The following is a 14726-nucleotide window of genomic DNA, read 5'->3' as shown; positions in this document are numbered from 1 at the left end:
CCCATCTGGTTCGCCGCGGCGAAAGTCGGGCCGTCGCCCTTCGAGGCTCGCTGAGCGGTGCTGCGCACCGCACGGCTCGCGCCTCAGGGTGACGGTGAGGTGTTCGGGCGCGCGGCGCCGCCCGATGCGCCTACTTCCCCGAAAACTCCGCCTTGCGCTTCTCGATGAAGGCCTGCACCGCCTCCTTGTGATCGGCGGTCGTGGTGAGGCGGATCAACCGCTCGGCTTCGTGGTCGCGGGCGGTCTCGAAGTCGAACAGCACGGCCTCGTCGAGATTGTCCTTCATGTAGCGCAGCGCCAAGCGCGGGCCTTCGGCGAGCGACTTTGCCAGCGCGAACGCCTCAGTCTGCAATTTGTCGTCGGGCACGACGCGATTGACGAGGCCGATCGCCTCGGCGCGTGCGGCATCGACCCGATCGCCGGTGAACATCAATTCGCGCGCCCGCGCGGTGCCGACGAGGCGGGTGAGCAGCCAGGCGATGCCGTAATCGCCGCTGAGGGCGATGCGGGCATAGCCGGTGGCGACGAAGGCGGATTGCGCGGCGATGCGGATGTCGCAGGCCATGGCGATGGCGAGCCCGGCTCCGACCGCGGGGCCGGGCAGGGCGGCGATGGTCGGCTTGCGCACCGACACCAGCGCGCCGGTGAGCAGCCGCTGCCGCTCCTGGAGATCGGCGACCTTGTCGTCAAAGGACATGTCGAGCTTTGCCTTGTCGCGATGCGCGCCCATGCCCTTGACGTTGCCGCCGGCGCAGAACGCTTCGCCCGCGCCGGTCAGCAGCAGCGCGCCGACATCAGGATTCTCGCCGCAGGTCCGGATCATCGTGCGCAACGCCGGCGTCAGCGCATCCGACAGCGAGTTGCGCGCCTCCGGCCGGTTCAGCGTGATGACAGCGACGCGGTCGCGGATGACGCAGAGGAGTTCGTTGGTGCCGGTATCGATGGTCGTTTCCGTGGTCATGTCGCCTCTCTCTTTTGTTGTCATTCCGGGGCGATGCGAAGCATCGAACCCGGAATCTCGAGATTCCGGGTTCGGTCCTGCGGACCGCCCCGGAATGACAAACCCTCTTCAAAACTTCTCCACCCAGGGCCGCAGCTCCAGCTCCCAGCTCCAGGCGCTGCGCGGCTGCTGCAATACGTTCCAATAGCTCTGCGCGATCGCATCAGGATCGAGCATCGAATCCGGCTTGTCGTCTGGCTCGGTGCGCGCCGCACTGCGGATACCCCCGTCGATGACGAAATGCGCGACATGGATGCCATGCGGCGAGAGTTCGCGCGCCAGGCTCTGCGCAAGGCCGCGCAGCGCGAACTTGCCCATCGCGAATGACGCTGATTGCGCATAGCCCTTGACGCTGGCCGAGGCGCCGGTGAACAGGATCGCGCCGTGCTGGTTAGGCAGCATGCGTTTGGCTGCCTGCTGCGCCACCAGGAAGCCGCCATAGGCGCTGACCGCAATCGCCTGCGCGACGTCGGCCGGAACGAGGTCGACGAATGGCCCGCGCGTGCGGCCGCTGGCGTTGTAGACGACGAGGTCGGGCGTGCCGATCTCGCGCTCGACCAGGCCGAACAGCCGCTCCACCTCGTCAGGCTCGGTGGCGTTGCAGGCGTAGGCCTTGGCCCCGGTCTCGGTGCAGAGCGCGCCGAGCTTCTCGATCCTTCGCGCGGCGAGCGCGACGCGGATGCCCTGCGCCGCAAGCACGCGCGCCAGCGATGCGCTCAGGCCTTCGCCGGCGCCGACGATGAGGGCGATCTTGTATTTCGGATGTTCCATGGCGTGATCTCTCGGAAAGAGGGAGCCGTTGATCTATGCATGGGCCGTGCGGACAACCAGCCGGGTCGATCACAATTCCGCAGAGCGAATTGCTCCATCACGGCGATCATGCCGCCCTGACAATTTGCGGCTTTATCGCTGTCCGCGACTGGAGCATGATTGACATCATCCCAAGCGGCAAGCGCAAAGGATTGCCGTCGGGCGGAAACGAAGAGGACGATCATGCACAAGCCGGTCACAGCGCAGCCACAAGATGTCGCGGCCGCATCATCCGGCCTGCTGGCGCCCGACACGTCAGGCATGAATTTCTACCGCGCCGATCCGGCGCTGGCGGATCTCTTGCGCATCTATCTGCCGGAGCCGCTGTTCCGCCACATCGAGCCGCATCTCGATCGCCTCGGCGAGCTCGCCGGCGGCCATCTCGACGAATGCGCGCGGCTCGCCGACCGGCACACGCCCATTCTGCACCAGCGTGACAAGTTCGGCCGCGACGTGCAATGGATCGAATATCACCCCGCCTATCGTGAGCTGGAAAACGCAGCGTTCGGCGAGTTCGGCATCCACGCGCTCTCGATCCGCAAGGGCATCATGGGCTGGCCGGACAAATATCCTGTTGTCGCCAAGCAGGCCTTCACCTTCCTGTTCAACCAGGCCGAATTCGGCATGGGCTGTCCGATCAACGTCACCGACGGCTGCGCCAAGCTGCTGGCGAATTTCGGCAGCGAGGCGCTGAAGGCGAAATATCTCGATGGCCTGACCTCGACCGACATGAGCAAGCTGACGCAAGGCGGGCAGTTCATGACCGAGAAGGAGGGCGGCTCCGACGTCGGCACGCTGACCACGCGCGCGGTGCAGGAGGGCGACCATTGGCGTCTCTACGGCGAAAAATGGTTCTGCTCGAATGCCGATGCAAAGGTCGTGATGCTGCTGGCGCGCCCTGAGGGCGCCGGCCCCGGCACGCGCGGCGTCGGCCTGTTCCTGATGCCGCGCTTCCTCGACGACGGCGCGCAGAACCACTACCGGATCGTGCGCCTCAAGGACAAGCTCGGCACGCGCTCGATGGCGTCGGGCGAGATCAAGCTCGAAGGCGCGATCGCCTATGCCGTCGGCAAGCTCGACCGCGGCTTCGTGCAGATGGCCGAGATGGTGAACTCGTCGCGGCTCTCCAACGGTGTCAAGTCGACGGCACTGATGCGCCGCGCCTATCACGATGCGATGACGGTGGCGACCAACCGGGTCGTGTTCGGCCAGCGCATCATCGACCTGCCCCTTGGGCGGCGGCAGATGCTGAAGATCACGCTGCCGGTCGAGCAGGCGCTATCGATGAGCTTTCTCACCGCCGATGCGCTCGATCGCGCCGAAGCCGGCAGTCAGGACGCGGCGGCGCTGTTGCGCATCCTGACCCCAACGCTGAAGTTCCGCGCCACGCGTGACGCGCGAAAAGTCTGCGGCGATGCGCTCGAGATGCGCGGCGGCATCGGCTACATCGAGGAATTCGCCACCGCTCGCCTGCTGCGCGATGCCCATCTCGGCTCGGTCTGGGAAGGCACCGGTAACATCGTGGCGATCGATGCGCTGCGGCGCGCGGTGGGCCGCCACGGTGCGGAGTCCGCGCTCGCGGCTGATCTGCACGCCCGGCTCGACGACAGCGCCTCGGTGCCGCAGGCCTGGCGCGACCATCTGCGCGGCCTCACCGATCGCGCCGTCGGCTTTGCACGCGTAGTCGCGGGCAAGGCCGAGAACGAGGCGGATGCGCGCCGCGCCACCAGCCTGCTCTATCATGTCGCAAGCTCCGTCGCGCTCGCTTCGGAAGCGCATCGCATCCACGAGACGCGCGGCGATGCGCGCCGCCTGCTGCTGTCACGCCTCGTCATCGACCATCGGGTGTTGCCGAGCGATCCGTTCCGGCTGACGGAAAATGCCGCGCAAGCGAAAATCGCCGCGCTGCTGCTCGGCGATCGTGCCGTAGGCATGAGCGAGGTTGGCGAACTCGTTCAGGCAGCGTAGGCTCTTCACCTCTCCCGTAGGGAGTGGTCGGATCGCGCCAGCGATCCGGGTGAGGGTTGCGCTCTCACGTGAGACCCGAACCCCCTCACCCGGAATCGCATCTTCGATGCGTTTCCGACCTCTCCCTTCGGGAGAGATGCAGAGTCGAAAACCAACGAAAACACAACACCGAGGAAACACCGATGAAGGCCGCCGTCCTCTATGAAGTCAACCAGCCGCTCGTCATCGAGGACATCAGCCTGCCGAAGCCGGGGCCGCGCGAGGTGCTGATCCGCACCGCAGTCGCCGGCCTCTGCCACTCCGATCTGCACTTCATGGAAGGCCTCTATCCGCATCCGCTGCCCGCGGTGCTCGGACATGAATCCGCCGGCGTGGTCGAGCAGGTCGGCTCTGATGTCACCTACGTCAAGCCGGGCGACCATGTCGTCACCTGCCTGTCCGTGTTTTGCGGCACCTGCGACAACTGCACCACAGGGCGTACCGTGCTCTGCACCGACACCACGGTGAAGATGATGCCGGGCGTCTCCGATCGCATGCAGTGGTCGAAGCCGGAAAAGCTGCACCAGTTCCTCAATCTCTCCTCCTTTGCCGAGCAGATGCTGGTGCACGAGAATGCCATCGTGAAGATTCGCAAGGAAATGCCGCTCGATCTCGCCGCGCTGATCGGCTGCGGCGTCATCACCGGCTACGGCGCGGTGGTGAATACGGCGAAAGTGACGGCCGGCGAAACCGTGGCCGTGATCGGCTGTGGCGGCGTCGGCATGGCCGCGATCAACGGCGCGCAGATCGCCGGCGCCGGCCGCATCATCGCGATCGACACCAATCCCGCAAAACTCCAGCTCGCGACCAAGCTGGGGGCGACCGATATCATCAACCCGGCGGATGGCGATGTCGTGAAGCAGGTGCGCGACCTCACCAATGGCGGCGTGCATCATTCCTTCGAGGTGCTCGGCCGCAAGGAGACTGCGGAGCAGGCTTTTGCGATGCTCGCATCCGGCGGCACCGCCACCATCGTCGGCATGATCCCGTTCGGCCAGAAGATCGAGCTGCACGGCTTCGACTTCCTGCGTGAGCGCAAGATCCAGGGCTCATCGATGGGCTCCAACCATTTCCGCGTGGACATGCCGCGCCTGGTCGATTTCTACCTGCGCGGCCGCCTGCACCTGGAAGACTGGATCTCGGCCAAGCTGAAGCTCAGCGAGATCAACGAAGGCTTTGCCAACATGAAGGCCGGCAAGACGCTGCGCAGCGTGATCGTGTTCGACAGCTAGCGCTGCTACTCGAACATGAGGTCAATGCGACGGGGCCGGGCCGTCGGTCGAGGCGCAACGCGACTCCTTGACGAGCAGCAGCGTCATGAGCGCGGCAAGACCCGCGGCGAGCATATAGGCAGGGGACACGTTCAAGCCGACGCCTGCGAATAGCAAATAGGAGAACAATCCTGCCGTCGACGCAATGAAGCCAAGCCAGACCAACCGCGGAAGGCGAGATCCACGTTCGCCGTTGCGGAGATCGAGCACGAGGTAGAACACGAGAAAGGTGTTGCAGAGCGCCGCCGGCAGCAGACCCATGACGATCCCGCTCTCGAACGCGAGATAGGACAGCACGCCGTCGACTTGGGCAATCACCGCGAACGGCAGATAGCGCAGATTGAGGCAGGCTAGGGCGATGCATGCAAGTTCGAACCCATAGAAATAGCGCTCGTGCATTTTCGGAAGCAAGTACGGCATGAGAACGAGCGATACGCATGCGACGAGGAGAATGAATTCCGGCCCCGTCCGCCTGGACTGTGCAATGAAGATCGACAAGGCAAGCCCGCTCGCCGCCGCGAGCACGAGGCCGGCGGTGACGCCGACCGCGTACGGCGTTGCTCCAGCGAACACCCAGACGTTCGCTGCATTCATGGTCAGGCGATGAAATGTGTTGGCCTGGTCGAGATAGATCCCGAGCACGGAAACCAGGGATCTGCCGGCGACGAGGACAGGAATTGCGAGGATCGCATAGACTCCCGGAATAGCGGTAAGCCATGCCAGGTGGATCTTGCGGCGCAGAATCATGCCGAGCGCGAACGGTCCGAGGAATACGCCCTGGGCTTTCACCGAGCAGGCTACTGCGAATGGCAGAACGCCATTTTGGTCGCGCATGAACATCGCCACGGAAACCAGCACGAAGAAGGTCCAGATTGAATCGGCCTGCCCCCACATTGCGCCGTTGAAGAGCACCGTTGGCGCAAGCCATACCGTGCAGAAGGCCAGGGACGCGCGCAACGGCGCCTTTGTAACTCGCCAGACCATCCCGGCCACGACGATCGCGCAGCCGAACTCGAATATTGCCGAGATCATCTTCACGAGCGAAAGCGGCTGACCCAGCCCATCAAGTCGGGTGGCGATCAGCAGGAGGTAGCTGTAAAATGGCGTGTAGTTGGTGAAAGCCTCGGCCAGCCCGCCAATGCCGTGATTTCGCGCAAAGGTGTACCAGGTGATGTACTCAGCAGCGTCCGCGGTCGCGTGCTCCCGCGCGAGGTAACGGAGCACGAGGCCAATGAGCCCGCACCCGACAGCTACGGCAATCGGAATGCGCCATCTCCCGGGCAGCGACTCCTCTGGATTGACGCGATGGTCGAGGTGACGAAGTGCGCCGGTCTCAATTGTGTCGTTTGTCACGCAATCACCCTCGCTGGATTTGAGCGGTACCCTTCGCCGGGCTCAGAAGCACTCCGGGCTTCGCAACGCGTCCTCGTGACATCCTCGAGATGGGAGCCTATGAGGGTCCTTTCGTGACTTGCAATTTTGACGGGCGAACAATTGCCAGCTGGATAAATGTCGGATGTGCAGTTTGCCCATTGCTCGGGAAAAGATTGTTTGGTTAGCGATTGCTTTACAGACGGCCATCTGCAGTGAAAATTGAAGCTGTCGGTAATCAAGGGTTTTCGCCAAGATGAAGGCGGGCAACACGCAGCGCGGCGGGATCGTGTCCGATAGTTGAGCGCTGGCACCCCCAAACCAGGTGTCATCGCCCGGCTCGACCGGGCAATCCCGTACTCCGCGGCGGGAGTTGAGCGAGCGCGCGGAGCGCGAACCCGGAATCTCGATGTTGCTTTACCCCCGTCATTGCGAGCGAAGCGAAGCAATCCAGAAATGTCTTCGCGGATGCAGTCTGGATTGCTTCGTCGCAAGGGCTCCCCGCAATGACGAGGATTATCAATCGTCAAACATCTTCGGCGGCACGAAGCCGCCGAACTCGCGCTCGATCAACTCGGCGAGCTTGAGCGGCGTCCTGTCCTCGAGGAAGGGAGCGACGATCTGCACACCGACGGGCAGGCCGTCTTTCGACAGGCCGAGCGGAACCGCCGTCGCAGGCAGTCCCGGAAGCGTTGCGATACCCGGCCAGGCAAGCTGGTCGGAATAGGGGTAGTCCTTGCCGTCGATGCTGATCGTTCGCAGACGCTGCTCCGGCGAATGATCATGCGGAAAGGCCGGCGTCGGCATGATCGGGCAGATCACCGCATCGAAGCTCTTGAATAGCGCCCGCCATTGTGCGCGCAGGCCGGCGCGACTACCTGCGTCGAGCACCCAGGCGCGGTGGCTCGCGGTGATGCCGCGCAGTCGTTCCGCGCCGAGGCTCGGGTCCTCGGGTGATAGCTGGCTCGCCCGTGCCTGCGCATCCGCCAGCTCGTCGGCAGGTAAGAACGCGCCGAGGAAGCCCAGCAGCATGCGCATGTAGAGCCGCGACGTCTCTGCAAAATCGGGGAGCAGCGCGCTCTCGCGCGCGACCGTGACGCCGGCCTTCGCGAGATCGGTTGCGAGCTTGTCGATTGCGCCGCGGACATCCCGGTCAGTCGGCAACACCGGATGGCTGTCGATCACCAGGACACGAAAATCCCGCAGCGTCTGATGCCGTGCGACGGGCAAGTCGAGCCTGTAGGCGATACCGGCGTCGAGCGGATCGGGTCCCGCCATGACGTCGAGCAGCAAGGAGAGATCCGCCGCCGTGCGCGCCATCGGACCGATGACGGCGAGGTCGCCTTCGCGCGGAATGGCCGGAAACGGCGGCGGGGTCTCGCCGCGCGCCGCGCAGAGATTGATAGTCGGCTTGTGAGCGAAGACGCCGCAATGAAATGCCGGCACGCGCAGGGAGCCGCCGATGTCGGAGCCGGTGGCGAGTGCGCAATAGCCTGCAGCAAGGGCTGCCGACGATCCCCCGGACGAACCACCCGGTGTGCGGCCGAGATCATAGGGGTTGTTGGTGGTGCCGTAGATGTCGTTGTAGCTCTGCCAGTCGCCGAGGCCGACCGGCACATTGGTCTTGCCGAGGATCACGCCGCCGGCCTGCTTGATGCGGACCACCGCCAGCGCGTCTTCCACAGGCTTGAAGTCCTTCTGCGGCACGAACCCCCAGGTCGTCGGCAGGCCGGCGATGTTGAAGGATTCCTTGATCGTGATGGGCAGGCCGAGCAGCGGCTTGCGCTCGCCGCGGGCCAATGCGGCGTCCGCCTCGCGCGCGGCGCCGAGCGCACGCTCGAAATCCCGGACGCAGATCGCGTTGATCCTGCCGTCGTGCCGCTCGATACGGGCGATCGCGTCCCGCGTGAGCTCGACCGCGGAGATCTTTTTCGCGCTCAATGCGGCCGAGAGCTCGACCGCGCTCTTGAAACTCCATTCCGACTTGGCCACGACGCGTCTCCCGTTCTGGTTGTCTTGAGATGATGCGCAGTTTGGCCGAGCGCCGCAATCACTGTTTGATCGCGATTGATATGACGGCGGCGGGACGGAACGGATGGAGTCAAGAACTCGCTGTCATCGCCCGGCTTGGACGGGCGATCCAGTACGCCGAGACGACTGTGGTTCAGTCGATGAGCTGCGGCGTACTGGATGCCCCGGTCAAGCCGGGGCATGACAGTGAGTGCGGAATGCCTACGCCGCCCCGATCACGATCCCCACCGCCAGCACGATGGCGCCGCCGAGCACGATCTGGAACACGGCCTGGAGGAACGGCGTGTCCATGTAGCGCGAGCGGATGAAGGCGATCGCCCACAATTCGAAGAACACGACGACGCAGGCGATTCCCGTCGCGATCCAGAACGCGTTGGCCCAGCTGTCGGGCACGAGATAGGGCGCGGTGTGGCCAAGCCCGCCGAGCGTCGTCATTGCGCCGCAGGTGATGCCGCGCAGCCAGGGCGAGCCGCGCCCCGTGAGCGAACCGTCGTCGGACAGCGCTTCTGCAAAGCCCATGCTGATGCCGGCGCCGATCGAAGCGGCAAGGCCGACCAGGAACGTCTGCCAGTTCTGGTGCGTGGCGAACGCGGCCGCGAACAGCGGCGCCAGTGTCGAGACCGAGCCGTCCATCAGGCCGGCGAGGCCCGGCTGCACATATTGCAGCACGAACATCCGCCGGCGCGTGCGGTCTTCCTCCGCGCGCACGTCGGGCTTCAGGATTTCGCCGGTCAGCCGGGCGGCGGTGTGCTCGTGGCTCTTCTCGGCTTCGGCGAGATCGCCGAGCAGCCGGCGCACATTGACGTCCTCGGCCTGCTCGGCGGCCTTCGCGTAGAAGCGCTCGGCCTCGAGCTCCATGGTCTCGACTTCCCGGCGGATGGTGTCGAGCGGCAGGTTCTTGGTCAGCCAGATCGGCCGGCGGCGCAGGAAGCCCTTGACGTCCTCGCGGCGGATCGGCGGCAGGTGCTGGCCGAAGCGCTGCTCATACATTTCCAGCAGCATGTGACGATGGCCGCGCTCCTCCTCGGCCATCTGCTCGAACAGCTTGGCCGAGTCCGGGTAGCGTTCCTTCAGATCCTCGGCGAAGGTCATGTAGATGCGGCTGTCCTCCTCCTCGGAGGAGATCGCGACCGCCAGCACCTCGCGCTCGGTCAGATCGGCAAAATTCTTCACGGCGGCCCTGTTTCAATAGTTTAGAATCATTCTAAACTATATAAGGCGCCGCCGTTTCCGGGTCAAATCAGACCGTGCCGGCCTTTGCAAGGAAGTCGAGCAGCAACCGGCTCACCTCGGCCGGCTGCTCCTGTTGGACCCAATGGCCGGCACCGTCGATGAGATGGCAGCCGAGCATTTTCGTGCATGCGCGCGCCTGCATTGTCTCGAACACGCCGGGACGCTGATAAGTGCCCCAATCCTGCTTGCCCGAGATGAAGCAGGAGGGCACGTCGATGCTACGGCCGGCAAACAATTGCAGCTCGTTGTTGAAAGTGCCCGAGGTGCCGCAACGATACCATTGCAGGCCGCCCTGGAATCCGGTGCGGCCATATTCGGCGCTGTAGTAAGCAAGCTCGCGCTCTGGCAGCCATCGATTGGCGGCGACAGCTGCGGGCGAGGGCATTTGCTTCGCAACCGTCTCGGCCATGGTCTCGTTCAAGTCCATCACGTAATAAGTCGGCAGCTTCGCCAGCTCCTGCGCCGACCACGATTGCAGCGAATAGGGATTGTTCCCGGTCCAGTCCGCGCTCTTGTGATGATAATAGGCGCGCAGGAAATCATGCACGCCCTGCGGCGCCCGGTGCATGTCGGCGTTCGCCTCGCGCGTCGAGTAGTACCATTGATAGTGTTTTCGCGGCCGCGGCAGCGCGGCGAGCTCGCGATGAACAGGATCTTCGGCTGGCGGCTTGGCCGGCATGTCGACGGTGCCAAACGGCAGCGGCGGCGGTCCGCCGAATGGTGCGCTCATCATCGTCACCGAGCGAAAGACGTCAGGCCGGATCAAGGCGCACCAGGCCGCGACCGGGCTGCCGAAATCGTGCCCGACCACATCGACCTGCCTGTAGCCGAACGCCGACACCAAGGCGAGCGCATCGCGCACGAGATTGAACAGCGAGAAGGGCGCAAGATCGCCATCATAGTCCGCACGACATCCCGTCGTGCGTCCATAACCGCGCTGGTCCGGCGCGATCACGTGATAACCGGCCGCGGCGAGCACCGGCATCACCTTGCGCCAGGAGAACGCCAGCTCGGGAAAGCCGTGCAACAGCAGGATGCAGGGACGTCCCTTGCTCTCGAAGCCGGCCTCGAGCACGTGCGTGCGCAAACCGTTGATGCCGTCGGCGTAGCGCGAGCGGATGCCGGCGGGCAGGGGAATTGGGGGAAGATCGGTCATCATGTCCTCCACTTGAGCGTCTCTTACCCTCCCCTGGAGGGGGAGGGTCGATCGCGCGAAGCGCGAGCGGGGTGGGGTGATCTCTCAACACGGGCAGTTTCAACGAGGAGAGACCGTCACCCCACCTCGGTTCGCATTCAGCTGCGCTGCAAGCGAACCGATCCTCCCCCTCCAGGGGAGGATGGGAGTTCGCGGTGCGAGCCGCGTTCGATTACACCGCCGCACACACGAACGCGTTGCCCTTGCGCCGGATCTTCCCCACCGAGGGCGAGGGGAAATGCGCGGTGCAGCACAGCGTGTCGGTGTCGCAATAGCGCTCCAGGAAGCTGCGACGGGTTATCGCCGCCGCGTCCGGATCGACGTCGAACTTGATCGACAGCTCCGGATAGAGCGTCTGCAACGGCGAATGCATGAGATCGCCGGAGAATACCGCGTCGTCCTTGCCGCGGCCCATCGTGAAGGCGACGTGGCCGGGCGTGTGGCCCGGCGTCGGCAGGATGCGGACGTGATCGCCGATCTGATGATCATTTCCGACGAGTTCGTGACGCCCCGCTTCGACCACCGGCAGCACGCTGTCGGCGAAGGGCGGGATCTCCGCCTTCGCATTCTGTGCGGACCAGTGGTCGAATTCCTGCTTGGCGAAAATGTAACGCGCCTCCGGGAAGGTCGGCACCCAGCGGCCGTTCTCCAGCCGCGTGTTCCAGCCGACGTGGTCGACATGCAGATGGGTGCACATCACGAAGTCGATGTCATCGACCGAGAAACCGGCGGCCTTGAGTCCGCTCAAGTAAGTGTCGTCGGTCTTCATGTTCCATTTCGGCCGCTGCGGCCGCGGCTTGTCGTTGCCGATGCAGCTGTCGATCAGAATGGTGTGGTGCGGCGTCTTCACCACATAGGACTGGAAGCACAGCAGCAGTACGTCCTGCTCGTTCAGCGCCTTGGCTTGTCGCATCCAGGCCCGGTTCTCGGCCAGCACCTCGGGCGTTAGTCCCGGCAGCATCTCCAGCGCCGGGACGAACGAGGTTTCCTGCTCGATGATGCGATGGATGGTGAGATCGCCGACCGAGTATGTGAGGCTCATGAGAACTCCTGCGATTACGCCGGAGGCGGCACCGAGATCTTCACCGAGGGCCGCTCCAGCATCTTCTGGTGGAAGGCGTCGAGCTTGGGATAGGCCTTTCGCCAGCCGCAATCGGCGAAGCGGAAGTCGGCATAGCCGAGCACGCAAGTAAGGCCGATCTGCGAGATGTCGAACGGGCCGTTCAGCACCTCCGGCATGTTCTCGAAGCGCGCCATGCCGGTCCAGGCCCTGTTCCAGTGATCGTCCGACCAGGCCTGCCATTGCAGGCCCTGCGGCCGCACCATCTTCTCGTAGCGGCACAGCAGCATGGAATCGAGCATGCCGTTGATCAGCGAGTGATTGGTCTTGGCCTTCCAGCGCCGCGGACCGTAATCGGGGATCAGGCTGCCGCCGGCCATCTCGTTGAGATATTCGACGATGACGTAGGAGTCCAAAATCACGTCGCCGTCATTGGTGATCAGCACCGGCAGCTTCTTCAGCGGCGTGATCTTCGAATAGTCCTCGTTGGCCGTGCCCGGTGCGACGGTTGCGGGCACGAGCTCGATCTTGTCGATCAGCCCGAGCTCGATCGCGGCGATGCGCACCTTGCGGGCGAAGGGCGAGGCGGGGGAGAAGGTGAGCTTCATTTTGGGTCCTTGTTGCATTCCGGGGCGATGCGAAGCATCGAACCCGGAATCTCGAGATTCCGGGTTCGGCGCTTACGCGCCGTCCCGGAATGACGAAGAGGGAATCGCGCCCTACGCCGCGACGATCTCCTGGCGCTGCTCGCCGAGACCTTCGATGCCGAGCGACACGACATCGCCGACATTGAGGAAGGTCGGCGGCTTCATGCCCATGCCGACGCCGGGCGGGGTGCCCGTGGTGACGACGTCGCCAGGCAGGAGCGTCATGAATTGCGAGACGTAGGAGATGCACTTGGCCATGGTGAAGATCATGGTCGCGGTCGAGCCGGTCTGGCGGCGCTGGCCATTGACGTCGAGCCACATCGAAAGGTTCTGCACGTCCCTGATCTCGTCCTTGGTGGCGAGCCACGGCCCGAGCGGGCCGAACGTGTCGTGCGACTTGCCCTTGGTCCACTGGCCCAGGCGCTCGATCTGGAAATTGCGCTCGGAGACGTCGTTGCAGACGCAGTAGCCGGCGACGTGGTTGAGCGCGTCGGCTTCCGAGACGTATTTTGCACGGGTGCCGATGATCGCGGCAATCTCGACCTCCCAGTCGAGCTTGGTCGAGCCGCGCGGCTTTTCGACCGGATCGTTCGGGCCGGAGAGCGCGGTGTTCGCCTTGAGGAAGAAGATCGGCTCGGCCGGAATCGGGTTGCCTGTCTCCTTGGCATGGTCGCTGTAATTGAGGCCGATCGCGACGAATTTCGAGATGCCGGTGACGGGCGCTCCGAACCGCGGCTTGCCGGACACGGCGGGCAGCGAGGCGGGATCGAGCGCCGCGAGCTTCTTCAGGGACTCAGGCGAATAGGCCTCGCCGGTGAGGTCCTTCACATGCGCCGACAGGTCGCGCAACTGGCCGGATCTGTCGATCAGGCCGGGCTTTTCCGCCCCCTTCTCGCCATAACGAACAAGCTTCATTCTCGTTTCTCCCTGGAGATTGGACCGATCGGTTAATAGCTTCATGGAACAGGGCGGCAGGAAATTCAACCGCTCAGAACGGGCCGCATTGCAGCCTTCGAAATTCGGTGGGCGGTCGTAGGTCTCGTGTCCCGGACGCGGCGCGGCATGAAATGACGCGACGCAGAGCCGGGACCCACGCCGCCGCATTTGGGTCCCGGCTCTGCGGAGCAGCGTTGCACGCTGCACCGCGTCCGGGACACGGAGATCAATCCAGCGCTACAAACCTGAACGCGTCCCCGTCGCGCTTGATATGCCCGGCCGAGAAATGCCCGCCAATCACCAGCGTGGGCGTATCGGCGAACCGACCGAATAGCTCAAGTCGTGTCTTGGCCGATTGTGCCTGGTCGGAATCGGCGGTCGAGGACCAGTCGAGATGCGCCATCTGGCAGGGGTGATGGGCGACGTCGCCGGTGAGCAGGCCCTGTTCGCCGTCTGACTGGATCAGGATGCTCATATGGCCGGGGCTGTGGCCCGGAGTCGGGATCATGCTGACCTCCTCGCAGAGCCGGTGGTCGCTCGCGATCAGATCGGCCCTGCCGGCATCGACGATCGGCTGCACGGAATCATTGAACACCGCCGCCTTGTCCGGTTCATTCGAATGGTCGCGCCAGTGTTCGTATTCGGTCCTGCCGAAAACATAGCGCGCATTTGCAAAGGTCGGCACCCATCTGCCATCGACCAGCTTCGTATTCCAGCCGACATGATCGACATGAAGATGCGTGCACAGCACGGTGTCGATGCTGTCGGGCGGAAAGCCGGCCGCCGTCATGGTCTCCAGAAATGGCGTGCTGCGATTGTTCCAGGTCGGGACGTTGCGGCCCTGCTTGTCGTTGCCAAGGCCGGTATCGACCACGATGCGCTTGCCTGGCGTCTCCACCACCAGCGAATGGATCGACATTTTCAGCCGGCCTTCTTCAGTGGCGAAATGCGGGATCAGCCAGGGCAGCTTGCGGATTTCCTCGTTGGTCGCGAGCGGCAGGATGAAACGGGTCGAACCCACCGTCTCCAATTCCACCACTTTGGTGATTCTGACCCTGCCCACCTTCCACTGCATCCGACACCTTCCCATGTTCTTGTTTTGGTGCCGAAACATGCGGCTTTCAGCCATCAAGCGCAATGGATCATCTGGCGCAATGCGGCGTTA

The 14726-nt window shown here is 64.1% G+C and carries 12 protein-coding genes; 2 read left to right on the top strand and 10 right to left on the bottom strand.

Translation table 11 applies throughout. The annotated features are described in order from the left end of the window. Positions 1 to 130: 130 nt before the first annotated feature. Together YU9_RS0123470 and YU9_RS0123465 are read right to left on the bottom strand one after the other, a co-directional pair. Positions 131 to 961: an enoyl-CoA hydratase gene (locus YU9_RS0123470; protein ID WP_027574987.1), complete on the bottom strand. Its 831-nt coding sequence runs from the start codon at positions 959 to 961 to the stop codon at positions 131 to 133. Positions 962 to 1069: 108 nt separating this feature from the next. Then, entirely contained in the window at positions 1070 to 1771 is a 702-nt protein-coding gene (locus tag YU9_RS0123465; RefSeq protein WP_027574986.1) for an SDR family oxidoreductase, read from the bottom strand. Between the two features lie 222 nt (positions 1772 to 1993). On the opposite strand from YU9_RS0123465, the gene YU9_RS0123460 reads away from it, so the two are divergent. After that, complete coding sequence (locus YU9_RS0123460) at positions 1994 to 3778, top strand: acyl-CoA dehydrogenase family protein (RefSeq protein WP_027574985.1); 1785 nt, start codon at positions 1994 to 1996, stop codon at positions 3776 to 3778. Between the two features lie 182 nt (positions 3779 to 3960). Further along, positions 3961 to 5049: a Zn-dependent alcohol dehydrogenase gene (locus YU9_RS0123455; RefSeq protein ID WP_027574984.1), complete on the top strand. Its 1089-nt coding sequence runs from the start codon at positions 3961 to 3963 to the stop codon at positions 5047 to 5049. A gap of 21 nt (positions 5050 to 5070) precedes the next feature. Here YU9_RS0123455 and YU9_RS0123450 read toward each other — a convergent pair whose 3' ends face one another. The 8 genes from YU9_RS0123450 to YU9_RS0123415 form a co-directional block, all read right to left on the bottom strand. Then, positions 5071 to 6441: a membrane protein gene (locus YU9_RS0123450; RefSeq protein WP_027574983.1), complete on the bottom strand. Its 1371-nt coding sequence runs from the start codon at positions 6439 to 6441 to the stop codon at positions 5071 to 5073. A 537-nt stretch (positions 6442 to 6978) separates the two neighbouring features. Further along, positions 6979 to 8451, bottom strand: coding sequence for an amidase (locus YU9_RS0123445; protein ID WP_027574982.1), 1473 nt, complete (start codon positions 8449 to 8451; stop codon positions 6979 to 6981). A 240-nt stretch (positions 8452 to 8691) separates the two neighbouring features. Next, positions 8692 to 9663, bottom strand: a complete 972-nt coding sequence (mbfA, locus tag YU9_RS0123440) for an iron exporter MbfA (RefSeq protein ID WP_027574981.1) — start codon at positions 9661 to 9663, stop codon at positions 8692 to 8694. Between the two features lie 67 nt (positions 9664 to 9730). Continuing rightward, a complete protein-coding gene (locus tag YU9_RS0123435; RefSeq protein ID WP_027574980.1) occupies positions 9731 to 10879 on the bottom strand; it encodes an alpha/beta fold hydrolase in 1149 nt (382 codons plus the stop codon). A gap of 211 nt (positions 10880 to 11090) precedes the next feature. Continuing rightward, entirely contained in the window at positions 11091 to 11960 is an 870-nt protein-coding gene (locus YU9_RS0123430) for an MBL fold metallo-hydrolase (RefSeq protein ID WP_027574979.1), read from the bottom strand. Between the two features lie 14 nt (positions 11961 to 11974). Further along, positions 11975 to 12586 (bottom strand): glutathione S-transferase family protein, encoded by a 612-nt coding sequence (locus YU9_RS0123425; protein ID WP_027574978.1) that lies wholly within the window; start codon positions 12584 to 12586, stop codon positions 11975 to 11977. A gap of 111 nt (positions 12587 to 12697) precedes the next feature. Further along, on the bottom strand, positions 12698 to 13540 hold the full coding sequence (locus YU9_RS0123420) for a fumarylacetoacetate hydrolase family protein (protein ID WP_027574977.1): 843 nt from the start codon (positions 13538 to 13540) through the stop codon (positions 12698 to 12700). Between the two features lie 247 nt (positions 13541 to 13787). Next, a complete protein-coding gene (locus tag YU9_RS0123415; protein ID WP_027574976.1) occupies positions 13788 to 14636 on the bottom strand; it encodes an MBL fold metallo-hydrolase in 849 nt (282 codons plus the stop codon). Between the last annotated feature and the right edge of the window lie 90 nt (positions 14637 to 14726).

Source organism: Bradyrhizobium sp. WSM1743 (assembly GCF_000473065.1).
In the GTDB taxonomy this organism is placed as follows: Bacteria; Pseudomonadota; Alphaproteobacteria; order Rhizobiales; family Xanthobacteraceae; genus Bradyrhizobium.
Note: the sequence above shows the minus strand (reverse complement) of the source record. Positions and strands in the feature narration are given on the sequence as shown.